Below are 26,157 nucleotides of genomic sequence, written 5' to 3'. Positions count from 1 at the left end.
GGCGCGTCGGGGCGTTACCAAGGACGCCAATCGCGCCCGGGTGCGCTGCTACGCGGCTACGTTATTGATGCCGCGACTCCAGCAACGCCACTGCATCGCCAAGGCCCAGCCCACGTGCGCGCAGCAGCACGATCAGGTGGTAGAGCAGATCGGCCGATTCGCCGAGCAACGCGTCATCGTCCTGCACCACGCCGGCCAGCGCGGTTTCCACGCCCTCCTCGCCCACCTTCTGCGCGATGCGGCGGATGCCTTGTTCGAACAGCTTGGTGGTGTAGCTACCGTGCGGCCGCTCGCGCTCGCGCTCGGCCACCAGGGCATCCAGGCTACCCAGGAACTGCCCGGGCGCAGACGGGAAACAGCTGGTGCGGCCCAGGTGACAGGTCGGGCCATGCGGGCGCGCCTGCACCAGCAATGTGTCGGCGTCGCAGTCGGTCTGGATCGACACCACGCGCAACACGTTTCCCGAACTTTCGCCCTTGGTCCACAAGCGCTGCTTGCTGCGGCTGAAGAACGTGACGTCACCGCGCTGCCGGGTGACGGCCAACGCTTCGGCATTCATGTAGCCCAGCATCAGCACGCGCAGGGTGTCGGCGTCCTGCACGATTACCGGCAACAGGCCATCGCCCTTGCTCCAATCCAGGCTTGCGAGCGCGTCGCCCGTCGCCACTTCGTCACTGCCCATCGCGTACCTCGATCTGTTGCGCGCGCAAGAATCGCTTGAGTTCCGGGATCGGAATCGCGCCGCTGTGAAACACGCTGGCGGCCAGTGCGCCATCCACATCGGCCTGGTCGAAGACGTCGGCAAAGTGCTGCATCTCGCCTGCACCGCCGGAAGCGATCAGAGGCACCCGGCACAACGCACGCACCTGGCGCAGTTGGGCGATATCGTATCCGCGGCGCACGCCGTCGTTATCCATGCAATTGAGCACGATCTCGCCCGCGCCGAGCCGCTGCGCTTCGGCCACCCAGTCCAGCGTACGCATCGGCAACGCCTGGGTCTTGCTCGGGTCGCCGGTGTAGCGGCGCACGCGCCATTGACCATCTTCCTCACGAATCGAATCGATGCCGACCACGACACATTGCACGCCAAAGGCATCGGCCAGTTCGGAAATCAATTGCGGGCGGCCTAACGCGGGCGAGTTGATGGAAATCTTGTCGGCGCCGGCATGCAATACCGCTCGGGCCGTTTCCACATCGCCGATACCTCCGGCCACGCAGAACGGAATATCGATCAGCCGTGCCACTCGCTCGACCCAGGTGTAGTCGACCGAACGCCCTTCCGGGCTGGCACCGATGTCGTAGAACACCAGTTCGTCGGCGCCCTGCGCACGGTAGCGCAAGGCCAGCTCGACAATGTCGCCCATGTCGATGTGGTCGCGGAACTTGACGCCCTTGACCACGCGGCCATCGCGCACGTCCAGGCACGGAATGATGCGACGGCTCAGCATGCCAGTGCCTCTTCGAGATCCAGATGCCCTTCGAGCAGCGCCTTGCCGAGCACGATGCCGGCGCAGCCTGCGGCCTTGGCCGCGGCGACATCGGCAAGATTGCGCGCGCCACCGGAGACCTGCACCTGCAACTGCGGCGTCAGCGCGCGCAGATGCGCATACAGCGCCATGTTGGGACCGGACAGCATGCCGTCGCGCGCGATGTCGGTGCACAGTAGATGCTGCAGCCCGGCCTGCGCGTAGCGCACGGCCAATTGATCCAGCGTAGCGTCTGCAGTTTCGGTCCAGCCGTGCACCGGCAACTGCCAGATGCCATTGGCATCCTGGCGCGTGTCCAGTGCAATGGTCAGGCGGTCGGCACCGAATTCCTGCAGCCAGCCAACCACCATCTGGCTATTGCGCACTGCCAACGAGCCGATCACCACGCGTGCGGCGCCGGCATCGAGGATGCGCGCCACATCCTCGCGCGAGCGCACACCGCCGCCGGTCTGCACGCGCAAGCCGGTGGCATGCGCGATCTCGCCGAGCGTGCCGGCCAAGGTGTAGCCGCCCGCCTTGGCCGCATCCAGATCGACCAGATGCATCCACTGCGCACCGGCATCGGCGAACGCCTGCGCACGCGGCAGCACGTCGTCGCCGTACTGCGTCTCGCGCGCGTAATCGCCTTGCAGCAGGCGCACCACGCGGCCGTTGCGGATATCCAGCGCCGGGTAAACGGTGAAACTCATGGGAAGCTCATCTCAAGAAAATTGCGCAGGATGCGTGCACCGGTGTCGGCCGAACGCTCAGGGTGAAATTGCGCGCCACAGCGCAGCCCGTTCTGCACGACGGCGGTGAACAACCCGCCGTGATCGCAGGCGGCCACGGTGTCGGCGGTCACCGGCGCAGCGTAACCATGCACGAAATACGCACTGGCGCGCTCGGGCAGACCGGCCAGCAACGCGGATTCGCGCATCGGCACCAGCTGGTTCCAGCCCATGTGCGGCACACGGATACCGAGTGCCGGCGTCATATGCCGTACGATGCCCGGCAGCAGGCCCAGGCACTCGACATCGCCTTCTTCGGAATGTTCGAACAGCAGTTGCATCCCCAGGCAGATACCGATCAACGGCACCTGCAGCGCGCGCAACGGCTCGACCAAGCCCTGCGTGCGCAGACGCGACATCGCTTCTGGCGCAGCACCGACGCCGGGCAGGATCACGCGCTGTGCGCCGTGCAGACCTGCCGCATCGCGCACCACGCGTGCGTCCACGCCCAAGCGCTCCAATGCATAGCGTACCGAGCCCAGGTTGGCGCCACCGGCATCGATCAACGCAACATCGGTCATAGCGCACCCTTGGTGGTCGGCAACGCGGTGCCTTCGCGGCGGATCGCCTGGCGTAATGCACGCGCCAGGGCCTTGAAGCAGGCTTCCACCTTGTGGTGATCGTTCTCACCGCGTACGGTCAGATGCAGATTCAAGCCGGACGCATCGCAGATCGAGCGGAAAAAATGCGGCACCAGCTCGGTCGGCATGTCGCCGACGCGCTCGCGCTTGAACTCGCCGTCGAAAACGAAATACGGCCGGCCGCTGAAATCCAGCGCCGCGCTTGCGATGGTTTCGTCCATCGGCAACGTGAAGCCATGCTGCGCCTTGTCGCCGGCGACGCGCCAGGGGCTGCTTTCCTGATCGAAGCCATAGCGGCCGATGCCACGCTTGTCGCCCAGCGCTTCACGTAGCGCCTGACCCAGCGCAAGGCCGGTGTCTTCGATGGTGTGGTGCTCATCGATATGCAGATCGCCTTCGGCGCGGATCTCCAGCGCAAAACCGCCGTGCTTGCCGATTTGTTCCAGCATGTGGTCGAAGAACGGCAGACCGGTGGCGGTCTTCGGTTCGGCCACGCGATCCAGATCCAGTTCGACGCGAATCCTGGTTTCCTTGGTGTTGCGCTGAACCGTCGCGCGACGCGGTGCGTCGGCCAGTTCATGGGCGATGCCGGGCCAGTCCCACTCGCCGCCGAACTCGTCGGTGCGCAGCTGAAACCCGCGAATGTTGAGGTTGTGCGCGAACTGGATGTCGGTGATGCGGTCGCCCACCATCGCCGAGCGTGCCCAATCGATGCTGCGGTCCTGCAGATACGGCACCATCAGGCCGATACCGGGCTTGCGCGTGGGCGCATTGTCGGCAGGCCAGCTGCAATCGATCAGCACGTCGCGGAATTCGATGCCCTGGCTGGCGAAGATCTGCAGCATCAGGTTGTTCGGGCCGTCGAAGGACGCGCGTGGGTAGCTCTCGCTGCCCAGCCCATCCTGGTTGCTGACAATGACGAACTGATAGCCGGCATCGCGCAGCTTGAGCATCGCCGGAATCACGTGATCGACAAAGCGCAGTTTCTCGTACGCGTCGATCTGGTAGTCGGCCGGCTCGGTGATCAGCGTGCCGTCGCGGTCGACAAAAAGAATCGGGGTCATGCGGCGGCCTCCTGCGTGCGTTGCAGCGCGCTCAGCACGCGTTGGTTCTGTTCGTGCGTGCCCAGCGTGATGCGCAGCGCGTCGGCCAGGCGCGGCACTGCGCGTTGATCGCGCACCACCACACCGGCATCGAGCAACGCCTGGAACGCCGCCTCGGCATCATCGAAACGCACCAACAGGAAGTTGCCTTGCGAGGGATAGACCTGCCGCACACCGGCCAGCTGCGCGAGCGCCTCGTGCACGCGCTCGCGCTCACTGCGCACCTCGGCGATACGCCGGCGGGTCACCTCCAGCGCCGGCGCAGACAAGGCCTGCTCGGCCATGGCTGCACATGGTGTGGGCACCGGGTACGGCGCTTGGCAGCGGCGCAGCAGGGCAATCAACTCGGCATTGGCGATCAGTGTGCCGATACGCGCCGCCGCCAGCGCATGCGCCTTGGAAAGCGTACGCAACACCGCGAGATTGTCGTAACGCCCGAGCAGACCGACCGCCGAAGGCACATCGGAAAATTCGCCATAGGCCTCGTCCACCACCACCAGCGCCTTGCCTTGCAAGGCCTGCAGCGCTTGTTCGATCTGGTCTAGCGCAATGGCCGAACCAGCGGGATTGGATGGCGAACACAGAAACACCAGCTTGGCGTTCGAGGCCAATGCCCTCGCCACTATTGCAGGGATATCTGCACGGAAACCATCTGGCCCATCGACCAGCGGCACGTCCACCAACGGTGCGTTCTGCAACCGCGCGCACACCGCGTACATGCCGAATACCGGCGGCGTCACCAGCACTGCATCGCGCCCTGGCACGCACAGGCCGCGTACCAGCAGATCGATCGCCTCGTCGCTGCCGCGGCCGATCAACAGCTGCTCCGGCGCGCAACCGTACAGCGCCGCAAGCGCGCTGCGCAGGCCCTGGGGTTGCGGGTCGGGATAGCGCCGCGTGCTGGCGTCGGCATCGGCGGGATTCGCCCACGCGGACTCGTTGGCGTTGAGCCACACATCGCCCTGCAACGCACTGGTGCGCGCCGACGAATAGCCCGCAAATGCACGCAGATCTTCGCGTACCAGATCCAGAATCGACGACGCGCTCATGCCGCCACTCCCATGCGCAGCGCCACCGCGTTGGCATGCGCATCCAGCCCCTCGGCGCGGGCGAGGATCAATGCGCATTGACCGATGCCGTCGATGCCGGCCTTGCTGGCTGCCTGCACGCTGACCATATTCTGGAAGCTGGCCACACTCACGCCGCTGTAGGCGCGCGCCGCACCGCTGGTCGGCAGCACATGATTGGTGCCGCTGCAGTAGTCGCCAAGCGCTTCGGGCGTGTAATCGCCAAGAAACACCGAACCGGCCGCTTCGACTTGCGCCAGCCACGCGCGCGGTTCGCGCAGCGCAAGAATCAGGTGCTCCGGCGCATAGCGATTACTGATCGCAAACGCCTCATCCAGCGCCTGCACCTTGATCATCCGCGATTGCGCCAGCGCCTGGCGCGCGATGTCGGCACGCGACAGTTGCGCAAGCTGAACTTCCAGCTGTACTTGCACCGCATCGATCAACCCGTCGCTGTCGGACAGCAACAGCACCTGCGAATCGGGCCCGTGTTCGGCCTGCGACAACAGATCAGCAGCCACGAAGGCCGGCTGCGCGCCCGCATCGGCGATCACCAAGACCTCCGAGGGGCCGGCCGGCATGTCGATCGCCGCCGCCCCGGACTGGGCCACCTGCTGCTTGGCTTCGGTGACATAGCTATTGCCCGGGCCGAACAGCTTGTCGCAACTGGGTACCGACTCGGTGCCATACGCCATCGCCGCGATCGCCTGCGCGCCACCGAGCTTGAACACGCGGCGCACGCCGGTGAGTTGCGCGGCCACCAGCACCGCCGGGTCCACGCTGCCGTCCTTGCGCGGCGGCGTGCACAACACCACCTCGCGGCATCCGGCCAGACGCGCCGGCACACCCAGCATCAAGGCGGTCGATGGCAACGGCGCGCTGCCTGCCGGCACGTACAGACCCACACGTCCGATCGGCCGCACGATCTTTTCGCACACCACGCCGGGCGCGGTTTCCACCGCATAGCCCTCGCTCATGCCGGCGCGGTGGAAGGCGTCGATGCGTGCGACCGCATCTTGCATGGCCTGGCGCAGCTCCGGCGCCACGGCCGCTTCGGCGGCAGCGAAGTCGGCTTCGCTCACGGCGAAGCTCTCCAGCGATACGCCATCGAAACGCGCGGTGATCTCGCGCAAGGCGGCATCGCCGCGTGCACGCACATCGGCAATCAATGCAGCCACTGCGTCGCGCGTCTGCGTGGCCACGGTCTGTACCGGGCGAGTCAGTGCATCGGTTCGCGCGGCACCGTCGAGTTGGGACCAATCGAGAATCTTCATGCCAGCGAGCGCTCCACCGTCAACACCATCAAGCCTTGCGCACCTGCGCGTTCGAGTTCTTCCAGGCGCTGCCAGGTCACCGCGCCATGGCACATGGTCTGCAAGCGCAGCGCGCCGTTGCCATCGTCGGGCAACTGCACCAGCGGGTCGGCGTCAGGCAGCAGGCGGCGCAGCGCATCGACATTGGTCTGCTCGGCGCGGAACATCAGCAGCTTGCTGTCGCGCAATTTGAGTACGCCGTCCATGCGCCGCAGCAGCATTGCCAGCAGGCCGGCGCGCGCATCGGCCGGCTCGCGCACTGCGCCGGCCAGCACCGCTTCGCTTTCCATCACCAGCTCGACCGGCTTGAGCTGGTTGGCGGCCAGGGTGGCGCCGCTGGAGACCAGATCGCAGATCAGATCGGCAGTGCCCAGGCGCGGTGCGATTTCCACCGAACCGGACAACTCCACCACCGTCGCGTCGATGCCCTGCCGCTCCAGCCAATCGGCCAGGATCGCCGGGTAGCTGGTGGCGATACGCTTGCCCGCCAGTTGCGCCACGCCGTGCCAGTCCCATTCTTCCGGCACGGCGAGCATCAGGCGGCACTGGCCGAAGCCAACCCCACGCACCGCGTGATAGGCGGCCGGCAAGCCGTTGCGGCGACGCTCGGCGGCCTGCTCTTCCAGTTCGTTCTGGCCGACGATGCCCAGATCGCAGACGCCATCGGCGATCAGGCCGGGGATGTCGTCGTCGCGCACCAGCAGCAGGTCCACCGGCAACGATTCGCCGTAGCAGAACAGCTTGTCGCGGCTCTGCCGCCAGCTCAGCCCGCAGGCAGCCAGCAGGCTGCGCGCCGGCTCGGCCAGGCGGCCGCTCTTCTGGATGGCGATACGCAGCCGGTCACGTGCCGGCGCTGCCGTGGAAGCACTCATCTCGTTCTCTCAGTGGGAGGCGTCAGGGCGCGAAGACTGCTCGCGCAAGGCCGCGGCATAGCCGCCGGCACCGTGGTCCAGGGTGCGCGCAACGCGCCCGATGGTGGTGACGCTGACCTGGGTCAGCTCATGGATTTCGCGATACGGCACGCCCTTGACCAGCAGCGGCACCACCCGCCAGCGGTCGGCCATGGCTTCCAGCTCGGCAGGCGTGCAGAGGTCACGCAGAAACGCTTCGACCGCCTCGGGCGCGCGCAGGCATGCCAGCGCGTCGGCCAGCATCGTCAGAGATGCCGCAATGTCGTTGTTCTCGCGGGGGGCAGGTCGTTGTTTCATTGCGTTAATGTAATAGCGTGTTAGTACATTAACGCAAGCCCTGCCTCGGGACAAGTCGACCGCATCGAAGCATTCATGGAGAAACTGCTCGCCCACCTGCCTGTTACGAAAACGCCCACTGACATCTGATGTCAGTGGGCTCGTTCTGCGCTACGGCACGTGGGTCGCCGGCGAAATGGTCACCAAGCCTGTGACGTCTTCAAACTGACGATATCAGTCGCCCTGGACGCCGCCAGCCACCAGCATTGCCCTGGCCTGTTCCAGTTCCACCTGCAAGGTGCTGGCCAGCTCGTCGCGGGCGACGTCGAACTGCTGCTCTCGCACCAGGTCTTTCACCGCCACCACGCCGCGTGCCAGTTCGTCGTCGCCGGCCAGCACCACGAAGCGGATGCCGGCGCGAGCCGCATACTGGAACTGCTTGCCGACCTTCTTCGGCTCCATCTGCACCTCGGTGTTGATGCCACCGATGCGCAGCCGGCGCGCGATATCCAGCGCGTCGTCCAGGCGGGTCTCGTCCATCAGCGCCACCATCGCCTGCACGCTGCTTTCGGCGATGCCCTGGATCAGGCCGGCCTCGCGCAGCTGCCAGAACAGGCGGGTCAGGCCGATCGAAATGCCCACGCCCGGCAGCTTGGACTTGGTGTAGTGGCTGGCCAGGCTCTCGTAACGGCCGCCCGAACAGATTGAGCCGATCTGCGGGTGGTCGATCAGCGTGGTTTCGTAGACGGTGCCGGTGTAATAGTCCAGCCCGCGCGCGATGGAGAAATTCAGGCAGTACGCGCTCTCCGGCACGCCTAGCGCCTTGACCAGCTCCAGTACTTCGCGCAACTCGGCGATGCCCTCGCCCAGCGTCGCGCTGGCCCCGACCGAGGCTTCCAGCGCCTGCAACTGCGTCAGCGCATCGGCATGCCCGTCAGAGCGCACCGCCACGAAGGCGAGGATCTTGGCCACCTGCTCGGCGGCGATGCCGAAGCCCTCGCCCACCAGCGTGTCGCGCACGTAATCGGCGCCACGCTTGTCGATCTTGTCGACTTCGCGCAGCACGGCAAGCTGCAACTCGCCCTCAGCCACGCCCAGGCTTTCGAAGAAGCCGCGCAGCAGCTTGCGGTTATTCAACTGCACCTTGAAATCGCCGATGCCCAGCTCGGCGAACACCGCATGGATCACCGCCAGCACTTCGGCGTCGTAGCGGATGCTCAGCGCATCCTTGCCAATGACGTCGATATCGCACTGGTAGAACTCACGGAAGCGCCCGCGTTGCGCACGTTCGCCGCGATACACGCGCTGCATCTGGTAGCGCCGGAACGGGAAGCTCAGCTCGTGCTCATGCTCGGCGACGTAGCGCGCCAGCGGCACGGTCAGGTCGAAGCGCAGCGCGAGCTCGGGCAGGCCACCGTTCTCGGCGCCCGCATCGGCTGCCGCAGCAGCATTGGCCAGCGCGCCGGTGGACTGCACGAAATACACCTGGCGCTCGGTTTCGCCGCCGGATTTGGTCAGCAGCACATCCGACAGCTCGAACACCGGGGTCTCGACCGGCAGGAACCCGAACCGCTCGTAGTTGCGGCGGATGACGTCCAGCATGCGCTGGAACGCGATCTGCTCGCGCGGCAGCAATTCCATGATGCCGGGCGGCGTACGGGGCTTGATCACGAGCGAAACTCCTGCAGGACAATGTGGCGAACGCACAATTCTACCGGCTGGGCGGCCGCGCTGACCGCATGGCGTATCATTCAATGCGTCCCAGCAGTGCATGGCCCATGTACCGGCAGCTTTCCGACCCCAGCGCGACCTGCCCGGCGCCCAGCACGGCATCCGCCAGTGGCACGCCCAACTCAGATTGCGCCCTTTGCGCCGTGCGCGGCCGGGCCATTTGTGCGGCGCTGTCGGCGCAGGAGATGGACGCGCTGGACCAGGTCACCCACGCGGCGGCCTACGCGCCCGGCAGCACCCTGGTGCGTGCGGGCGAGACCCGGCACAACGTCTATACCGTGACCTCCGGTGCGTTGCGCATGGTGCGCACGCTGGCCGACGGGCGCCGCCAGATCACCGGCTTCGTGCTGCCCGGCGACTACGTCGGGCTCACCGAAACCGCGCAGCACCGCCACGATATCGAAGCCATCGTCGACAGCCGGGTGTGCCGCACGCCGATGGCGCAAATGCGCCAGCTACGCGAGCGCTACCCGCAGCTGGAACGCAAGCTGCTGCAACGTGCCAGCATGGAGCTGGCTGCAGCGCAGGACACCGGCCTGCTGCTGGCACGCCTGCAACCGAGCGAACGGCTGGCGCATTTCCTGCTGCGGCTGGCCGCTCGCTCCACCCAGCCCGGCGCCAGCGGCGACACCGTGGCGCTGCCGATGAGCCGCGGCGATATTGCCGACCATCTGGGGCTGACCGTGGAAACGGTGAGCCGCACCTTCACCAAGCTGCGGCAGCAGCAGTTGATCGCGCTACCGCAACTGCAGCTGGTGCAGATCCTGGATTACGCCGCACTGCGCCGCCTGGCCGGCGATACGGTGTAAGGGTTGGCGGCTGATTGATGGATTTCATTGATGCGTCGGTGCGTGCCTGTCGACGCAGTCGGCCGGGTCGGTGACGCGCGATCACTCAGCGCCCGGCCACTGCACGCGCTGCCGCACCGCCACAGCCGCTGCTCAGCAACTGCGAATGGCGCAGCCAGGCGCGGTCTGGGTAGTAGGCGAACACGAACGCACCGTCGCGCAAGGTATCGATCAACTGCTTGACCACCGCTGGCCGCACGGCCGGGCAGCCCAGGCTGCGGCCGAGCCGGCCCTGGCTGCGGATGACGGCTTCGCTGACATAGGGCGCGCCGTGGATCACGATGGCGCGATCGCGTGCGTGGTCGTTGAAACCCGGCTCCAGACCCTTGAGCCGCAACGAGTAACCGTTGTGCCCGGTGTACGACTCCTGCGCGGTGAACGCGCCCAGGCTGGACTGGAAGCTGCCATCGTCATTGGAGAACTTCGCCGCCAGGTTCTCGCCGGTATTGCGTCCGTGCGCGACCCATTCACGAAACAACAGGCGCTGCTTGTCCAGATCGAACACCCAGAGCCGGCGCTCGGTCGAGGGGCGGCTGTAGTCGATGACGCTGAGCACCCGTTCGGCACCCACCTGCTGGCGCTGGCGGGCGCATTGCAGCGCCTCGGTGGCCAGAGCCAGCACCTGACGGTCCAGCGACGGCGCCTGGCGCGCCAGCGCCTCGACCAGACCCACACGCGGGGCGCCCAGTGGCGCGACCGGTGATCCAGCCAATGCATCGGCCGCACTGACCGCACCAGCCGCTGCCCATCCGCACAAGAAGCCGGCAACGGCGATCATTCGATAAGACATGCAACAACCCACAGCGGACGCGGCGCCACGACGGGGCCGCACCCGGCTAGAAATAGCCGCATGCGGGCCACTTTCCAACCCCGGTGGCTGAACGCGTTGGGTCAGGCGGCATCGGCAAGCAAGCGCTGCCGAAGGGCTGCGTACTCCGGCGCCAGTGCTTCGGCATGCGCCGGGCGCTGCAGCAGCGCGGCCAGCGCCGGCGGAACCTCCACCGCGCGGCCGATCAATGGCTCCACCACCCCCTCGAACTTGGCCGGATGCGCGGTGGCCGCTACCGCCCAGTCGCCAGTGCCGCCCTCCGCGCCTTCGGCACGCAGTTGTTCGAGCACATGCACCGCGGTGGCGGTATGCGGGCAATGCACCTCGCCGTAGCGGGCGAAGCGCTGCTGCACGGTGTTGCGAATCGCCGCATCGTCCACCGACAAGGCCCGGAATTCCTCGCGCAAGGCGGCATCGTCGCCGTTGTAGAGCCAACGCAGCCGCTCGAAATTGCTCGGCGCGCCCACGTCCATCGCATTGGCCAGCGTGGCCACGCTGGGCTGCGGTGCGTAGGCATCTCCCGCGAAATAGTCCGGCAACACGTGATTGGCGTTGGACGCCAGCGCGATGCGGCCCAATGGCACCCCTAGCGCGCGCGCGATGATCGCCGCCAGCGCGTTGCCCAGGTTACCGGTAGGCACGACCAGGTTGAGCGCGCTGCCCGAGGCTGCATGGTGTTCCAGCGCGGCATGTGCGTAGTAACTCATCTGCGGCAGCAACCGGCCCAGACTGATGCTGTTGGCCGAACTCAGCGGCACCTGCGCCTGCAATGCGGCATCGTTCAAGGCCTGCTTGACCATTGCCTGGCAGTCGTCGAACGAGCCGGCCACGCGCAGGGCCTGGATGTTGTCGCCGAAACACCCCAATTGATGCGCCTGCCGCGGCGACACGCGGCCGTCCGGATACAGCACCACCACACGCAGGCCGGGCTGGCGATGGAAGGCGGCGGCCACGGCGGCACCGGTATCGCCGGAGGTGGCGACCAGGATGGTGAGCGGACGGTCTTCGGCACGACGCAGGCGGGTCAGGCAGGCGGCCAGAAAGCGCGCACCGAAATCCTTGAACGCGGCGGTGGGGCCATGAAACAGCTCCAGTGCGTAATCGCCCGGCGTACCCAGCGCCACCAACGGCGCCGGGAAATCGAAGGCTTCAGCACAGATGGCAGGCAGTTCGGCGGCCAGTGCGTCGCCCTCGAAAAATGGCTGCAATAGCACAGTGGCGGTGTCGGCCAGGCCGGCGCCCGCAACCAGCGTACGCGCAGGCGGCAGGGTCTGCGGCACGTAGAGGCCGCCATCGGGCGCCAGCCCGGCGGCGATGGCCTGGCTCAGGCTTGCGGCGGGGGCACCGCCACGGGTGGAGATAAACATCAGCATGACTCCAGATAAAGCGAAGGCTGGGCGGTACCCATGACAAGCGGTGCCGCGTGTGACGGAGCCGGGCGTCGGGTTGCGCCGGCATCTGGCCGAAGGGGTGCGCACGGTCGATGGCGCGGGGCTATGCTGCGCGCACCCTTCCGTGGAGTCGGCAGATGATCAAGGTCAGTGTGATGTATCCGTACCGCGAAGGCGCCCGCTTCGATCACGCCTACTACCGCGACCAGCACATGCCGCTGGTGAGCGCGCGCATGGGGCCGGCCTGTTTGAAATATACGGTGGACAAAGGCATCAGCGGCGGCGAGGCCGGCAGCCCGCCGGCGTTCATCGGGATGTGCCACATCTTTTGCGCGTCGCAGGAAGCCTTCAATGCCAGCTTCGGGCCGCATGCGGCGGAGATCCTGGGCGACATCGCCAACTACACCGACCTGACCCCGGTGATGCAGATCAGCGAAGTCGTCGTCGACTAAACAGCGCCTGGCGAGCTGCAGGCCAGACCTGCTGCCTGCTGCCTGCGGCGCGTTTTCAGTGCATGCGTCCCGATTCACCCGAGCAACCGCGCCGCAGGACTTGCGATCGGCGAGACCCAGGCCTGGCTATCGAACCCTGCAGCCGCAAACCCGGCCTGCACTGCGGTTGCCGCAGCCTCTGCAGCGGCACGCGATTCAAACCAGGCAAACACACTTGGCCCGGCGCCGGAAATGCTGGCGCCGAGGGCGTTGTGGTCCAGCGCTGCCTGTTTGGCGTCTGCGAAGCCGGCGATCAATGGGGCGCGACGCGGTTCGATCAGGACATCACGCAGGCCTGCGCGTACCAGGTCTGGATCGCCGGCATGGCAACCGGCCAACACCAACGCCAGATTGGTGCTCTGCGCGACGAACTCGCGCAATTGATAATTGCCCGCCAAGGCTTCGCGCGCGCGCCGCGTTTCCAGCACTGCATCCGGATGCACCAGCAGGCTATGCCAAGCGGGTGGCACCGCGATTGGCACCAGGCGTTCCAGCGTGCACAACACCAAACCACCTACAAACAGCGGCCCCAGATTGTCGCCGTGGCGGCTGCCGCTGGCTACCGCTTCGCCATCGAGCGCGTATTGGTAGAGCTGGTGGTGATCCAATGGCGAGGCCAGTAGCGCGTTTGCCGCAACCAGGGCCGCGACGCATGACGCGGCAGACCCGCCCATGCCCGAGCTCAGCGCGATGCCTTTGTCGATCTCGACTTCGAACCCATAAGGCAGCTGCAAGGCGGCACGTAGCGAAATGAGTGCAGCGCCTGCAGTGTTGCGCTCGGCATCCAGGGGCAGCGCCACCGTCGTGCCGCGAATCGCAGCTATGCGCACCACCGGCGCTTCGATACGGCGCACGGTCACGGTGTCGCCGATGCCATCGATCGGATAGCCGAGCAGATCGAATCCCACCGCGACATTGGCAACCGATGCTGGTGCGAAGGCGCGCGCTTCGTGCAGGCCGTGTTTGTCCAAAGATGCGCGATCGCAGCGATGCGCCTGCGCCACCGCTGCCTGGCTCACGCCGGCATGGCTGACAACAGTCTGCGTCATAGCCGCGCGCCCTCGCCTGCCGCCACGCGCAGCAGATCGGCGAACACGCCTGCCGCGGTCACTTCCGGCCCCGCGCCCGGGCCTTGCACCACCAGCGGATTCTCGCAGTAGCGACGCGTGGTGAACTGCACCACATTGTCGGTGAGGCGCAGATTGGCGAAGGCGTGATCGGCGGGCAATTCCACCAGGCCCACGCTGGGCGCGCGGTCAGGCGGCAGCTGCGCCACATAGCGCAGCACGTTGCCGCGCGCACGCGCATCGCGCAGGCGCTGCGCGAACACCGCATCCACTTCGGAGAGCCGCGCCATGAAATCGTCCACGCTGGCCTGACGCAGCCCTTCCGGCACCAGGCTTTCAACCTGCACGTCTTCCAGGCTGATGGAGCGCCCTGCTTCGCGCGCCAGGATCACCAACTTGCGCGCCACGTCCACGCCGGACAGATCGTCGCGCGGATCCGGTTCGGTGTAGCCCATGCCACGCGCCTGCGTCACCAGTTCGGCAAACGGCACGCTGCCGTCGTATTTATTGAACAACCACGCCAATGTGCCGGAGAAGATGCCTTCGATGGAGGTGACTGCATCGCCGGTATCGACCAGGTCGCGCAGCGTGGTGATCACCGGCAACCCGGCGCCCACGGTGGCTTCATAACGGAAGCGCGCCCCACTGGCATCGGCCGCTGCGCGGATCGCCTCATAACGCGCCAGCGGGCCGGAACCGGCCTGCTTGTTCGGCGTGACCACATGGATGCCGGCGGCCAGCCAGCCCGCATAACGGTCGGCCACTTCGGCGCTGCCGCTGCAATCGATGATCACCGCATGCGGCAGATGCGCAGACAGCAGATGCGTGGTGAAGCGTTCCAGATCGGTGGGCGTGGCGGCCGATGCAAACGCATCGCGCCAGTCGCCGACCAGGCCGCGTTCGTCCAGCAGCATGCGACCGCGTGAGACCACCGCACGCAGGCGCAGATCCAGATTGGCCTTGCCCAGCAACTGTGGCTGCGCAGTGCGCAATTGATCCAACAGCGCTGCGCCCACATTGCCCGGCCCGATCACGCCCACAGAGAACGTCTGCGGCGACAACCAGAAACCTGCATGCGCCGCGCGCAAGGCCTTGGTGGCGTGCGCCGCATCGATGGCCACCGAGATGTTGCGTTCGGACGAGCCCTGCGCAATCGCCAGGATATTGACTTGCGCGCGCCCCAACGATTCGAACAGCCGTGCCGCCACGCCCGGCTGGCCGGCCATACCATCGCCCACCGCTGCCAGCACGCTGATGCCGGTGGTCAGCTGCACGCGCTGCACCTGGCCGACCGTGAGTTCATGCGCGAACGCCTGCAGCAATGCGTTGCGTGCACGCTCGGACTCGTGCTGCTTGACCACGCAGCAGATCGAATGTTCCGAGGAACCTTGCGAGATCATCACCACCGACACCTGCGCCGTGCGCAGCGCTGCAAACACGCGTTCGGCCGTGCCCGGCACCCCGATCAGACCGGTGCCTTCCAGATTCAGCACCGCCAGATCCGGGCTCAACGTCAGCCCCTTGATCGGCCCGCTCACCGCACTGCTGGCAGTGATGCGCGTGCCGGGATGCTCGGGCTGGAAGGTGTTGCGGATGATGATCGGCAGGCCGCGTTCGATCGCCGGCGACATCGTTTGCGGATGCACTACCTTCGCGCCGAAGTACGCCAGCTCGCAGGCCTCGTCGTAGCTCAGCGTTTCCAGTTGCACCGCTTCAGGCACGACGCGCGGGTCGGCCGACAGCACGCCGTCCACGTCGGTCCAGATATGCAGTTCGTCGGCATCGAACAACGCGGCAAAGATGGCACCCGAATAATCGCTGCCGTTGCGGCCCAGCGTGGTGATGCGGTCGGCGCGGTCGCGCGCCACGAATCCGGTGACCACCACGCGCGTTTGCGGATGCGCCTGCCGCCAGGTTGCCAGACGTTGCGCACTCGCCTCCCAGTCCACATCCACACCCAGTTCGCCGCGATTGACCACCAGCACGTCGCGCGCGTCCAGCACCGCGCAGTCCTCGCCGATCGCGCGGAAGTGATCGCCCAGCAGCTGCGCCGAATACACCTCGCCCAGGCCCTGCACGCGGTCGAGCACTTCGCGCGGCAATTCGCCGATGACCGCAAGCGCGCTGAGGATCTGCGACAGATGTTCGAAGCGCTCGTCCAGCCACTCCACCGTTGGCCCGGAATGCTCGCCGAGCAACGCCACTGCCGCACCGCGATGGCGTGCGCGTGTTTCGTGCCACCGCTCGCGCCATTCGGGGCGATTTTTCGCCGCCAGTTCGGCCAGTTCGATCAAGGCATCGGTGACGCCCTTCATTGCCGAGACCACGGTGACCTGCACCGTCTCGTCGCGTGCAAGCAGCAGCTGCGCCACATGCCGATAGCGCTCGGCATCGGCCACCGAGGTGCCGCCAAATTTGTGCACGACAGTGCGCGCAGAGGACGCAAGAACAGCAGCGGGTTCGAACGAAACAGCGGGCGATGACATCGACAGACCTCGTTGGGGGGAGGCCCCGTCCGCATCGGATGAGAGAGGGAAGCCCCCGCATCCTGATCCGGGTGCGGGGCCGTTGTTTTCGGAAGTTACGCGAAGACGACGGACCGCACCGGGCGAATGGTGGCGGTGGTAATGATGGTGGTAATGCCGGCCACGCCCGCACCTGCCCGCAGTAGCGGCTGGCAGAGAAGCGAAGCGGTGGCGGAGGCGTTACCCATGCATGCAAAAGACATCACCGGGCCGAGGCCTGTCAAGCATTGCGTGAATGGGCAGGCGCATGCGTTGGGCGCACGGAACAGAAATCCTTTTTGCTCAGGGATTTAAGCACTGTGCGTGCAAGCAATTGATTGCTATGGAAACTTTTGGATCGGCCTTGCAGAGCCATGCTGCGCAGCTTTCTAACCTTCATTGCTCGAGTCGTGTGCTCGGCCGACGCGATAGGCTGACTGGATGGCCAGCACTCGATGCATCACATCGCTGCAGGCAGCACGTCGCATCAAGCAACAGACAACTTCGCATCAAGCAACAGATCGTCGCTATCGCAACCCCGAATCGGTGCGAACCAAGGTCAGCAGCGCAGATCAGCCAAGCACCCGAGGGTTGAGTTGCCAGACCGAAAAATTGAGCGCCGCCGCAAAGCTCACCCACGCCAGATATGGCACCAACAACCACGCCGCCGAAGCTTGCCTCTTCCCAAACACACCGATGGTCGCCGCCAGCACCAGCCACAGCGCCACGATGTCCGCAAACGCCCACGCTCCCAAGTGCAATGCAAAGAACAACCAACTCCACAGCCCGTTGAGCGCCAGCTGCACCAGGAAAAGTGTCAGCGCCACACGCGCGCCAGCCCATCGCCCACGGAGCCACACCAACCACGCCGACAGCGCCATCATCCCGTACAGCGCCATCCACACCGGCCCGAACAACCACCCCGGCGGCGCCCATGCCGGCCGCTGCAGCTGCGCATAAAAGCTGGCGGCCTGGATCGATGCAGTTGCGCCCAGCGCGGCTGCGGCATAGCAAAGCACCAACCAGCCGAGAAGGCCGAACCATTGCGATTTTTTGAAACGATCTTGGGTCATGACTGCTGTAGCCTCGCATCAGCGTTGGTCAGCGTCGCGCCATCAGGTCGGAAAATCTTCTTAACTCACCATCAACGAGATCTCGCTGTTCCGGAGAAAGCAGCACACTGATTTCTTGGGTTCCAGAAACGCAATCGACAAGATCAATTCCTACCCAGCCTGAGGACCAAAATTCAACTGCCCCCATTTTGTTAAAACTTTCAACCTCCACTCTCTGAAGATCTCCGAAATCACCATTCTTGAATTCACTGTAGATAAATTCGCAACCTTTCATAAAAGATAAGAAGTTCTCTTTAAACCAATCTGTGTTCATTGCCAATTTCCGTCGACGCCAACAACCTTAACACTGCCAGGGCAGTGGAATTTCCTTACCACCCTGTAAGACGAACGCTACGATTAGCCTGCATCTGGCCCAGGCATCTTGCCCCATACTTTGCGCCTTGTTGAAGACTGCTAAGTCGTTGCCCGCCTGCATAGCGAGGTTGCCGCCGGCACTGAACTCGGTGCTGTGGACGGTTTCGTCGCTCGTGCTGGTGGTTTGCTTGAAGCGCTTGCGCGTTTCCAGGACATCGCTGGTGTCCACCGTGGTCAGCGTGCTGGCGTTGATGCCGTTGCCGGCGCTGATGCCCAGACCCTTGCCTGCATCGAGCTTGGCGGCGACCAGATTGACGTCGTTGCCGGCGCTGAGGATCAGTTTGCCGCCAGCGGTGAGCGCCTGCTGATCGATGCTCTGCGTGGTCGTGGTGGTGGTAACGCGGGTCTTGCCGTTGCGGCTGTTATAGCTGTTGGTCTCGGTCTCGTTGAGCACGGACTCGACGTTGAGGTTGTTGCCCGCTGCGGCGATCAGATCGCCGCCTGCCTTCACCTCGGCCTGGCGGATGGTCAGGTCGTTGCCCGCGGTGAGTTGCAGGCTGTCGCCGGTGCTGATGTTGGTGCGGGTGGCAACCTTGCCGTCCAGGCCGGTGGTCGGCATCAGCGACAGGTTGTTGCCGGCCTGCAGTGCCGCGCTACCGTCGGCCTGCACGCGCGTGCCGGTCAACGTCATGTCGTTGCCGGCCATCAGTTGCAGGGTGTTGCTGGCCGTGATGCCCGACAAGATGCCGACGCCGTTGATGGCCGTGGATGCTTCGCTGACCAGGTTGTTGCCGGCCACCAACGCGACATCGCGACCCTGGATCCGGCCTTGATTGAGCAGGTCGTTACGCGCTTCCAGCGACACAGCGCCAGTGCCGCTGATGCGGCCCTGGTCTAATAATGCCTGGACCAGGTTTACGAGCAGGCCACAGGTCATGCAGGCGGTCAGGGCCGCCGCTTAATCACCTCCGTCCCTGATGCCCCCGTCCCTTGCCCCTGTCCCTGAGATTGTGAGGTGGCAACTGAATCCATACAAAAAGCTTTATTACGAGGCGAAGTAGTTTCCGGATTCATCAACCCAAATGACAGATGGGATTTCATAGAAGTACATGTTCAAATCGGCATCATTTTCATTTACAGCCTCTTTCGGCCATCTCTCCCTAAGATAACTTACTATTTTTCCCGGGCTATCATTCCAATGGGCCTCAGCGTTTTCGATTGAAAAATTAGGATTTGGATTATCCGGGGAAACATAGCAATCGCCCCCCGGGGCAACGAAAAGTATTCTCCCTTCCTCAAGAAGCTTTTCTACTGCCGCGAAGAATATCTCTTTGTGCTGGTAAAAATTAAGCTCAGGATAGTTACCTCCCACGGAACTAAAAAGTGCCGAGAGCGATAGTCCAAAAGAGTCCTTTACCATTTCGTCTAGTTTTCTTATTTTCATCAATCCTCCTTCACGGTTTATTAATTATAAATTTAATTTCTGGGCTGTAAGTAGTGCCAGATGCCGACTTTGGTATATCGATCCGTAAGCTCCCCCGTCAAGCAGGCACTTCAAAAGTAGAGCTTTCGGCGTACTTGTTGCGGTACTCGACCGGGGTCATTCCGCCAAGGGAATCATGGGATCTTGCTTCGTTATAGTCGATCATCCACCAGTGGGCGGCTTCGCGCACCTCGTCGAGGCAGGCGAAGAGATTCAGGTCGAGCACTTCCTCGCGGAACGTACGATTGAAGCGCTCGATGAAGGCATTCTGATTTGGCTTTCCCGGCTGGATGTACTGCAGTGCGACGCCATTGGTCTTGAGCCAGCCGCTGAACGCTTCGCCCAGGAACTCGGGGCCGTTGTCCGAGCGCACCACCTGCGGCAAGCCATGATCGCGTTTGATCTGGTCGAAGACACGCACAAGCCGTTGCGAGTTGATCGAGGTGTCAACCTCGATGTGTAGCGCCTCGCGATTGAAGTCATCCACCACGTTGAATGTGCGAAAGCGTCGTCCGCATGCCAGCGCATCGCTCATGAAGTCGACCGACCAGACCGTGTCTGGCAGCCTCGGCACGTAGAGCGGCACCCGCTCACGCTTGGGAAGGCGACGCTTTGCAGGGCGGCGCAGGTTGAGCTTCATGGCCTTGTAAACGCGATAGATGCGTTTGGGATTCCAGCCTGGTTGCTGCTTGCGAAGGTAGTCGCTGCGCTTCCAGAAGCCACGACTGGGGTGCGCTTCGACGTAACGCGCGATCTCGGCAATCAGCTCGGCATCGCGCACCGTCCAGTCCAGCGGCGGTGCGTACCAGGCGGCACGCGACAGCCCGACGCATGCACAGGACCGGCGCAACGGCCGCGCGTGGACCTCGATAAGGAACCGCACCGCCTCGCGTTTACGCGCCGGCCCTAGAATTTTTTGCGATCAGGTCCTTCATGGCCGCGTTGTCGAGCGGCAACTCGGCGTACATCCGTTTGAGCTTGGCGTTCTCGGACTCGAGCTCCTTGACCCGCCGCAGCTCGGACGCCTCCAAGCCGCTGTACTTGCTCTTCCACTGGTAATAGGCCGTCGTGCTGATGCCGGCTTGGCGACAGATGTCTTTGACTGGGCCGCCTGCGTCGGCCTGCTTCAGCGTGGCGATGATCTGTGTCGCGGTGAACTTCGATGTGCGCATGGAACCTCCTGACTTGGGAACCAAGCCAGAAAGATCTACTTATGCGGTGTCTGCGGATCGGGGGAGCTTACGCTAAGCGCCCCCCATAAAACTCGGGACTTGAAGGAATCTCACGAATTATTATTTTTTTCAGAATGAACGTAATCCTCGAATTCCCATGACATTACGCGAGACAATTTTATTGCAATTTCATTCCATTCCGCGCCCTCAAAACTTCCTACATATTCGGAGATAAATTCACGTATTTCATCATAGTCGTAATTCTCAACAATCAGCATAAATCTCCCCCACGTAGGTCCATAATGCCTCTTCTTTATCCAGCAGGGCGTGCACACCTCAATAAAGAAATTATCCCCACCCTCAAAATCTTCTGGACCAATTACTGCCCTCAGCTCCTCACTAAAGCACCCTGGGTCATCAGGTTGCTCATTTTTAAGATCCCAGTTGTCTGAATGGAGCCCAAACAATCTAGCCTTCATAATTTATTTATTCCTTATATATATCCAGATGCCCATTGGATATCCTACTCTTTTTTCCGTATGAATCTATTTCATATCGTTCAAAATTTGCTTGAATCCCTGTCACAGCTTCTTTTGATTTAGGCTTAGCTGCGGGCGGCCTATAAACTCTCGTACCATCAGCACTAATCCATCCCGATCCGTCGGACAAGGGCCTCGCACCATCGCCAACCCAAGTCATACCTAACCGATTTGCTTCCTGGGCATTTGCGGTTCCGATACCAAAATTCGGGTTACTGGTCCCACTTCCAATCATCGCCTCCTTCAACCGAATATCTTGATCAGCAATCGAGCTAAGCTCTTTATTCGCGAGGTCAGAGCGTAGCTTTGCACCATTCGCAATATTTGCTTCACCATTAGAACGCACCGCGGGCGGCGCCCCTGCTTCACTATCAGCATCTGCAGAAGCAGCTGACACCCTCGTCGATAGCGCCTTACTTTCTAGATCCGCATTCTTTATGGAATTCCGGATGATACTTGTGAACTGGCTACCGACCAAGCCACCCGCTTCCCCAACGACGATGCCTGCCCACATCTGGCGTTGAGTCGTCGCCCAATCAATGCCTTCTACATAGCCGGCTTCCGCCCAACGTCCCTGATCTTTCAACAGGAGTTGATAGTTGTTCTTCAGCGCAAGCTCATCATAGGGTCCGATCTGATCGCTATATCCGCTAAAGGCAATAGAGCCTATCCCCAGAAGCATCCCTTTCCCAATGGAAATGAGGTCACCCCCAAAGCTCGCTTGCTTATCAGCAGCGTCGTACCCAAGGGTCGTCCCTCGGAATAGCAGTTCCTTATTTGCTTGAGTGGGTGCATGGTTAGGACTACGAATATCATCGATATAGCTCTTTATCGACGAATCAAATCTTGATCCATAAAGCGCATTCAGATTGACCGTTGGATCCTTCCACTCCTGGTCAGTACTTTGAAAGAAGGCGTGGCGATTCCCCATCGAATCCGTGTAATAGCGACCTTGCGACTCACTAGAAAGGAAACTTTCAGTAAGGGTATCCGTGCCATTCAATGCAGCCCAGTTCTCGTCTTCTTTTGAAGCGGCATATGTATTTAATCTGACGTGCGCGTCATCTTCCGTGAGGACGAGACCATTTCTTGCCATGTATTCAATGTATTCCTGGACGACCTCATCGCTCTTTAAAAAATTCACTTCAGACGGGTGCAGCTGACGATTGAACCGATCACCCGCAACTGCGATGCCTGCGCCTGATGCACCACCTAAAACACCGCCTATGGCTGCACTACCGGCCTCCATCAGGCTATTAAACGTCTCGCTATCGGGGTCAATATATTGACTGACCAAATAATCAGCCATGACCTGTTTGGCTCTCTCAGAGCCTGCAGCCGAGATGGCACCGCCAAGTGCGCTCTCTCCTCCCAGTGCAGCGACGGCTGCACCTGTCAGGCCATGCAACAAAACTTTGTTTACTCCTCCGTCACTCCAGCTATTTTTACGAGCTAATGCATCTGCTTCCGCAGCTTTGTCCCCGGTGGCTCTTGCCGAAGCAAGGTCCAATGCCGCACGCTCTTGCATGCTGCTGGCGATATCACCCGCTACCCGAAACCCAATCTCCCCAGCCAGCCCCATCAGCTCCTTCTGATCTTCGATCTTCTTCTGATCGAAGATCTCCTTCAGCCCGGACTGCTGCAACTCGGTCGCACTACGATCCAATCCTGCAAGCGCGGATGCGTCGCCATTGCGGATCTGGATCGAGCCGGCAGCGATGTCGCTCTTGGTCGTGCTGCTCGAGCTGTCGCTGGCGTTGCCCAGCATGCTCAGCCCGGTACCGATGGCCATGCTGGCCATGCTGCTGCCCGTGCCGCCAGCCACCGAGACGCCGCTGGTCTTGTACTCGGCCTTGTTCTGCAAATCCTCGACCGTCAGGCTGCCGGTGGACAGCCGATTGAGGCTGGCATCGGCTGCACTCGCGATGACACCGCCAACCAAGGCCGTGTTCCCGCCCACCGTGATGTCGAAGCCACCATTGCCAGCCTGGATGCCGCTCTGCTCGGTCACGCTGGTATAGCTGCTGTTGACCTTCTGCTGGCTGTAGCTGCCGCCGCTGCCCGAGCCGGTCGCCAGGGTCAGGCTGGCCTGCTGCTGCTTGCTCTTGTACTCGTTGGTGTCCTGCTCGCTCTTGATCAGCAGGTCGCCGCCAACATTGGCCAGCACCTTGTTACCAACGGCTTGTGCGCCCTGGATGGTGGTGTCGTTGCCGCTGACCAGGGTCAAGCTGTCGTTGGCCGTGATCACGCTTTCCGCGCGCAAATCGCTATTGCCCTTGGCGCTGCCCTTGCCTGCAGACACTGTCAGATAGTAGCCAGTCGTCGCACCGACGCTGACACCGATCTCGCCGCCAGCGTTCTTGTTCTCCGATTTGGTGGTATTGGTTTCCTTGTTGCTCAGCAGGTTGAGATTGTTTGCAGCGGCCAGGGCCACGTTTTCACCAGCAATCTTGCTGCCGATGACGTTGAGGTCGCCCCCGGTCGCGGCGATGGTGATATCGCCGTTGCTGAGGATGCGGCTACCGCCGGTGGTTTCCTCGTGCGTGGTCGTCTTGCTCGACGAGCTGCTGGCGCCGATGCCAAGGCGCAAGCTCACGCCCGCCGCATTGGCTGCACCTTGTGCGCCATCCGCAGCGGCGGCGCCGGTCTTGGTCATGTTGCCGGCAACCGCCTGGCCGTCGTAGCCCTTCAGGCCATTGCCGACCAAGCCCACTGTGTCGCTGACCGCGTAACCTGCCTTGGCGGCGTAGAGCGCCTTCAGGCGATCGTCTTCGACCTCCGAGCCACGCTTGACAGCGCCGTAGATCGCCTGCGCGGCATCTACAGCCCCACCAGTCAACCCCAAGGTAATGCCTGCACTCTGCTGCTTGGACGTCTGCACCGTGTCCACGGTGTTTTCCGCCGCGGCAATCGTGACTTCCTTACCGACGATCGTGGTGCTGGTGGCACTCAGCACATCGCTACCGGTGATGGCGACCTTGTTGCCGGCGGTCATCGTCACTGATCCATCCGTACTGCCGACCAGGCTGCCGGTATTGCTGACCTCGGTGACGTCCAGACCATCGGTCTTCTTGGTGACGCCCAATGCGACGCTAAATCCACCACCGCCATACAGGCCGGACTTCTTGACGGTCTTTTCGTGCTCCTCGCTGTGCGTGTTCTGCACCGTGTCCAGCGTGAGGTTGTTGCCGGCGGCCAACACCACATCGCCGGTGCTGGCGACTTGCGCACCCTGCGACAGCAAGTCATTACTCGCCGCGATCTGCACCGTGTCGCCACTGAGCGTGGTGGTGACCGCGACGTTGTCGTGCCACTCGTCATGCGTTGTCGTCGTCTTGCTACTGAACGTGCCCTTCTTCTTCTTGGTCATGTCCTGCACGGCATCGTGCTGCTCGCTGGCGGCGAGCAGGTTGACGTCGTTGCCGGCGGCCAGGGTGATGCCGCCTTCCTTAGTGGCAGCCGATGCGGCGGTGAGGGTGATGTCGTTGCCCGCCTGCATGGCGAGGTTGCCGCCGGCGCTGAATTCGGTGCCGTGGACGGTTTCGTCGCGGGTCGCGGTGGTTTGCTTGAAGCGCTTGCGCGTTTCCAGGACATCGCTGGTGTCCACCGTGGTCAGCGTGCTGGCGTTGATGTCGTTGCCGGCGCTGATGCCCAAGCCCTTGCCTGCATCAAGCTTGGCAGCGACCAGATTGACGTCATTGCCGGCGCTGAGGATCAGGTTGCCGCCGGCAGTGAGCGCCTGCTGGTCGATGGTTTGCGTGGCTGTGGTGGTGGTGACGCGGGTTTTGCCGTTGCGCGCGTTGTAGCTGTTGGTCTCGGTCTCGTTGAGCACGGACTCGACGTTGAGGTTGTTGCCCGCTGCGGCGATCAGATCGCCGCCTGCCTTCACCTCGGCCTGCCGGATGGTCAGGTCGTTGCCCGCGGTGAGTTGCAGGCTGTCGCCGGTGCTGATGTTGGTGCGGGTGGCAACCTTGCCATCCAGACTGGCGGTCGGCGTCAGCGACAGGTTGTTGCCTGCCTGAAGTGCCGCGCTGCCGCCAGCGGCGATTGTCACGCCGTGCAGTTGCAGGTCGTTGCCCGCGGACACGATCAAGTCTTTACCCGTGACGAGTGACACGGCGTCGCCGCCACGCAGCAGGCCGTTGTCGTCACGCAAGGCGCTTGGCGTCAGGCTGAGGGTGTTGCCGGCGATCACCGCGGCGCTGCCACCGGCCTGCACGCGGGTGCCGGTCAATGTCATGTCGTTGCCGGCCATCAGTTGCAGCGTGTTGCTGGCCGTGATGCCCGACAGGATGCCGACGCCGTTGATGGCCTTGGTTGCTTCGCTGACCAAGTTGTTGCCGGCCACCAGCGCGACATCGCGGCCCTCGATTTGGCCTTGATTGAGCAGGTCGTTACGCGCTTCCAGCGACAAGCCGCCAGTGCCGCTGATGCGGCCCTGGTTGAGCAGGTTGCCGGCGGTGACGCTGACGTCGGCGCCAGCAATGACGCCCTGGTTGCTCATGGTGTTGGTGGCATTGAGCTCGACGTTGCCGCCGGCAATCAATGCGCCGCTGCCACGTAGCTGCAGCGAGTTCGAAGCCAGGTACACCACCGGCACCAGCACGGTCTGGCCCTGGTACTCCTGCTCCACCATCCACACGATGTCCTGCGTGAGTGCAGCGGCCTGCGCGGCCGTCAAGCCCACACCCATGCTCAATTGCAGCTGGCCTGCAGCGGCCACGCCGGATTCCAGCAAGGCGCGGTATTGCGCCACGCCATCGGCGTAATTGCCCAGATAGCGACGACCGGTGAGCTGGGTGATCTGGTCCAGCACCAGCCGCTGCTCATAGAAGCCGTCGCCCAGGCGGGTCTGGGTCCACTCCGGGTCCACGCCCAGCTTGTCCAGCAGGAAATCGCTGCTGATGAAGTTGTCGTAATTGACGAAGCGCGGGTCGGTCTCGATCAGGTAGCGACGGCCCGGGCCGTTGCTGCGCCAGGCGTTGATGCCGCCCAAGCCGATTGCTGCGCGGCCCATCGCGGTGCGGTCGGTGGCCGCGCCGTTGGACAGGCGATACAGGCCGCCGATGGGCAGATCGATCTGCGTCAGCGAGGTCTGACCGCCGCCAACGATGTTGGCGACTGGAATGGTGGCGGGGTCGACGCGCGTACGGGTTGCGTTCGCGCCCGT

Annotated in this window: 21 protein-coding genes and 2 pseudogenes; 2 read left to right on the top strand and 21 right to left on the bottom strand. The window is 63.4% G+C overall.

The annotated features are described in order from the left end of the window. Positions 1-61 precede the first annotated feature (61 nt). The 10 genes from hisIE to hisS form a co-directional block, all read right to left on the bottom strand. Positions 62-682: a bifunctional phosphoribosyl-AMP cyclohydrolase/phosphoribosyl-ATP diphosphatase HisIE gene (gene hisIE, locus ACCQ07_RS09360; protein WP_008571447.1), complete on the bottom strand. Its 621-nt coding sequence runs from the start codon at positions 680-682 to the stop codon at positions 62-64. Continuing rightward, positions 672-1,448, bottom strand: a complete 777-nt coding sequence (gene hisF, locus ACCQ07_RS09355; protein WP_008571446.1) for an imidazole glycerol phosphate synthase subunit HisF — start codon at positions 1,446-1,448, stop codon at positions 672-674. The genes hisIE and hisF overlap by 11 nt, the downstream gene beginning before the upstream one ends. Continuing rightward, positions 1,442-2,176, bottom strand: coding sequence for a 1-(5-phosphoribosyl)-5-[(5-phosphoribosylamino)methylideneamino]imidazole-4-carboxamide isomerase (hisA, locus tag ACCQ07_RS09350; RefSeq protein ID WP_071117286.1), 735 nt, complete (start codon positions 2,174-2,176; stop codon positions 1,442-1,444). Before hisA ends, hisF begins: the two co-directional genes overlap by 7 nt. Further along, positions 2,173-2,775, bottom strand: a complete 603-nt coding sequence (hisH, locus tag ACCQ07_RS09345; protein WP_011347188.1) for an imidazole glycerol phosphate synthase subunit HisH — start codon at positions 2,773-2,775, stop codon at positions 2,173-2,175. Before hisH ends, hisA begins: the two co-directional genes overlap by 4 nt. Next, positions 2,772-3,899 (bottom strand): bifunctional histidinol-phosphatase/imidazoleglycerol-phosphate dehydratase HisB, encoded by a 1,128-nt coding sequence (gene hisB, locus ACCQ07_RS09340; RefSeq protein WP_372165734.1) that lies wholly within the window; start codon positions 3,897-3,899, stop codon positions 2,772-2,774. The genes hisH and hisB overlap by 4 nt, the downstream gene beginning before the upstream one ends. Then, positions 3,896-4,987: a histidinol-phosphate transaminase gene (hisC, locus tag ACCQ07_RS09335; RefSeq protein ID WP_071117285.1), complete on the bottom strand. Its 1,092-nt coding sequence runs from the start codon at positions 4,985-4,987 to the stop codon at positions 3,896-3,898. The genes hisB and hisC overlap by 4 nt, the downstream gene beginning before the upstream one ends. After that, the gene (hisD, locus tag ACCQ07_RS09330; RefSeq protein WP_011347185.1) at positions 4,984-6,279 is read right to left on the bottom strand and encodes a histidinol dehydrogenase; all 1,296 of its coding nucleotides are present in this window, start codon (positions 6,277-6,279) and stop codon (positions 4,984-4,986) included. The genes hisC and hisD overlap by 4 nt, the downstream gene beginning before the upstream one ends. Then, positions 6,276-7,190: an ATP phosphoribosyltransferase gene (hisG, locus tag ACCQ07_RS09325; protein ID WP_014090044.1), complete on the bottom strand. Its 915-nt coding sequence runs from the start codon at positions 7,188-7,190 to the stop codon at positions 6,276-6,278. The genes hisD and hisG overlap by 4 nt, the downstream gene beginning before the upstream one ends. 9 nt (positions 7,191-7,199) lie before the next feature. Further along, a complete protein-coding gene (locus ACCQ07_RS09320) occupies positions 7,200-7,526 on the bottom strand; it encodes a YerC/YecD family TrpR-related protein (protein WP_372364007.1) in 327 nt (108 codons plus the stop codon). A 213-nt stretch (positions 7,527-7,739) separates the two neighbouring features. Next, positions 7,740-9,176: a histidine--tRNA ligase gene (gene hisS, locus ACCQ07_RS09315; RefSeq protein ID WP_071117283.1), complete on the bottom strand. Its 1,437-nt coding sequence runs from the start codon at positions 9,174-9,176 to the stop codon at positions 7,740-7,742. 203 nt (positions 9,177-9,379) lie between these two features. Between hisS and ACCQ07_RS09310 the strand changes: the two genes are divergently transcribed. Next, complete coding sequence (locus tag ACCQ07_RS09310) at positions 9,380-10,045, top strand: Crp/Fnr family transcriptional regulator (RefSeq protein WP_008571434.1); 666 nt, start codon at positions 9,380-9,382, stop codon at positions 10,043-10,045. A gap of 85 nt (positions 10,046-10,130) precedes the next feature. Here the strand turns inward: ACCQ07_RS09310 and ACCQ07_RS09305 are convergent, their stop codons facing one another. Together ACCQ07_RS09305 and thrC are read right to left on the bottom strand one after the other, a co-directional pair. Then, on the bottom strand, positions 10,131-10,874 hold the full coding sequence (locus ACCQ07_RS09305; protein WP_372364006.1) for a murein L,D-transpeptidase catalytic domain family protein: 744 nt from the start codon (positions 10,872-10,874) through the stop codon (positions 10,131-10,133). Between the two features lie 101 nt (positions 10,875-10,975). Further along, the gene (thrC, locus tag ACCQ07_RS09300; protein ID WP_372364005.1) at positions 10,976-12,286 is read right to left on the bottom strand and encodes a threonine synthase; all 1,311 of its coding nucleotides are present in this window, start codon (positions 12,284-12,286) and stop codon (positions 10,976-10,978) included. A gap of 155 nt (positions 12,287-12,441) precedes the next feature. On the opposite strand from thrC, the gene ACCQ07_RS09295 reads away from it, so the two are divergent. Then, on the top strand, positions 12,442-12,756 hold the full coding sequence (locus ACCQ07_RS09295; protein ID WP_008571555.1) for an EthD family reductase: 315 nt from the start codon (positions 12,442-12,444) through the stop codon (positions 12,754-12,756). A 74-nt stretch (positions 12,757-12,830) separates the two neighbouring features. Here the strand turns inward: ACCQ07_RS09295 and ACCQ07_RS09290 are convergent, their stop codons facing one another. The 9 genes and pseudogenes from ACCQ07_RS09290 to ACCQ07_RS09250 all read right to left on the bottom strand — a co-directional run. Then, complete coding sequence (locus ACCQ07_RS09290; protein WP_011347177.1) at positions 12,831-13,844, bottom strand: homoserine kinase; 1,014 nt, start codon at positions 13,842-13,844, stop codon at positions 12,831-12,833. Then, a complete protein-coding gene (thrA, locus tag ACCQ07_RS09285) occupies positions 13,841-16,348 on the bottom strand; it encodes a bifunctional aspartate kinase/homoserine dehydrogenase I (RefSeq protein ID WP_372364004.1) in 2,508 nt (835 codons plus the stop codon). Before thrA ends, ACCQ07_RS09290 begins: the two co-directional genes overlap by 4 nt. Before the next feature lie 590 nt (positions 16,349-16,938). Continuing rightward, positions 16,939-17,439, bottom strand: coding sequence for a TspO/MBR family protein (locus ACCQ07_RS09280; RefSeq protein WP_209260800.1), 501 nt, complete (start codon positions 17,437-17,439; stop codon positions 16,939-16,941). Positions 17,440-17,467: 28 nt separating this feature from the next. Continuing rightward, complete coding sequence (locus tag ACCQ07_RS09275; protein ID WP_223866278.1) at positions 17,468-17,752, bottom strand: hypothetical protein; 285 nt, start codon at positions 17,750-17,752, stop codon at positions 17,468-17,470. A 135-nt stretch (positions 17,753-17,887) separates the two neighbouring features. Then, positions 17,888-18,694: pseudogene (locus tag ACCQ07_RS09270) on the bottom strand (hemagglutinin repeat-containing protein); the annotation flags it as partial. 144 nt (positions 18,695-18,838) lie between these two features. Next, positions 18,839-19,237, bottom strand: coding sequence for a hypothetical protein (locus ACCQ07_RS09265; RefSeq protein WP_372364003.1), 399 nt, complete (start codon positions 19,235-19,237; stop codon positions 18,839-18,841). A gap of 97 nt (positions 19,238-19,334) precedes the next feature. Further along, a protein-coding gene (locus ACCQ07_RS09260; RefSeq protein WP_372364002.1) for an IS3 family transposase occupies positions 19,335-20,448 on the bottom strand; the annotation gives its coding sequence in 2 pieces (ribosomal slippage) (positions 19,335-20,196 and positions 20,195-20,448; 1,116 coding nt in all). 110 nt (positions 20,449-20,558) lie between these two features. Next, the gene (locus tag ACCQ07_RS09255; RefSeq protein WP_372364001.1) at positions 20,559-20,927 is read right to left on the bottom strand and encodes an Imm8 family immunity protein; all 369 of its coding nucleotides are present in this window, start codon (positions 20,925-20,927) and stop codon (positions 20,559-20,561) included. A gap of 1,183 nt (positions 20,928-22,110) precedes the next feature. Beyond that, a pseudogene (locus ACCQ07_RS09250) lies at positions 22,111-25,860 on the bottom strand (hemagglutinin repeat-containing protein); the annotation flags it as partial. Positions 25,861-26,157: the final 297 nt, after the last annotated feature.

The organism is Xanthomonas sp. NCPPB 3583 (assembly GCF_041475715.2).
Lineage (GTDB): Bacteria > Pseudomonadota > Gammaproteobacteria > Xanthomonadales > Xanthomonadaceae > Xanthomonas > Xanthomonas euvesicatoria.
The sequence above is the reverse complement of the archived record's forward strand: the minus strand, read 5'-3'. Positions and strand labels throughout refer to the sequence as shown.

Bases quoted from the DNA above. Each gene is read 5' to 3' on its own strand.
- hisC (WP_071117285.1), bottom strand. From the start codon at position 4,987: ATGAGCGCGTCGTCGATTCTGGATCTGGTACGCGAAGATCTGCGTGCA.
- ACCQ07_RS09295 (WP_008571555.1), top strand. From the start codon at position 12,442: ATGATCAAGGTCAGTGTGATGTATCCGTACCGCGAAGGCGCCCGCTTC.
- thrA (WP_372364004.1), bottom strand. From the start codon at position 16,348: ATGTCATCGCCCGCTGTTTCGTTCGAACCCGCTGCTGTTCTTGCGTCC.
- hisB (WP_372165734.1), bottom strand. From the start codon at position 3,899: ATGACCCCGATTCTTTTTGTCGACCGCGACGGCACGCTGATCACCGAG.
- hisH (WP_011347188.1), bottom strand. From the start codon at position 2,775: ATGACCGATGTTGCGTTGATCGATGCCGGTGGCGCCAACCTGGGCTCG.
- hisD (WP_011347185.1), bottom strand. From the start codon at position 6,279: ATGAAGATTCTCGATTGGTCCCAACTCGACGGTGCCGCGCGAACCGAT.
- ACCQ07_RS09280 (WP_209260800.1), bottom strand. From the start codon at position 17,439: ATGACCCAAGATCGTTTCAAAAAATCGCAATGGTTCGGCCTTCTCGGC.
- hisIE (WP_008571447.1), bottom strand. From the start codon at position 682: ATGGGCAGTGACGAAGTGGCGACGGGCGACGCGCTCGCAAGCCTGGAT.
- ACCQ07_RS09320 (WP_372364007.1), bottom strand. From the start codon at position 7,526: ATGAAACAACGACCTGCCCCCCGCGAGAACAACGACATTGCGGCATCT.
- ACCQ07_RS09265 (WP_372364003.1), bottom strand. From the start codon at position 19,237: ATGAAAATAAGAAAACTAGACGAAATGGTAAAGGACTCTTTTGGACTA.
- hisA (WP_071117286.1), bottom strand. From the start codon at position 2,176: ATGAGTTTCACCGTTTACCCGGCGCTGGATATCCGCAACGGCCGCGTG.
- ACCQ07_RS09305 (WP_372364006.1), bottom strand. From the start codon at position 10,874: ATGTCTTATCGAATGATCGCCGTTGCCGGCTTCTTGTGCGGATGGGCA.
- ACCQ07_RS09275 (WP_223866278.1), bottom strand. From the start codon at position 17,752: ATGAACACAGATTGGTTTAAAGAGAACTTCTTATCTTTTATGAAAGGT.
- ACCQ07_RS09290 (WP_011347177.1), bottom strand. From the start codon at position 13,844: ATGACGCAGACTGTTGTCAGCCATGCCGGCGTGAGCCAGGCAGCGGTG.
- hisG (WP_014090044.1), bottom strand. From the start codon at position 7,190: ATGAGTGCTTCCACGGCAGCGCCGGCACGTGACCGGCTGCGTATCGCC.
- ACCQ07_RS09255 (WP_372364001.1), bottom strand. From the start codon at position 20,927: ATGAAGGCTAGATTGTTTGGGCTCCATTCAGACAACTGGGATCTTAAA.
- thrC (WP_372364005.1), bottom strand. From the start codon at position 12,286: ATGCTGATGTTTATCTCCACCCGTGGCGGTGCCCCCGCCGCAAGCCTG.
- hisF (WP_008571446.1), bottom strand. From the start codon at position 1,448: ATGCTGAGCCGTCGCATCATTCCGTGCCTGGACGTGCGCGATGGCCGC.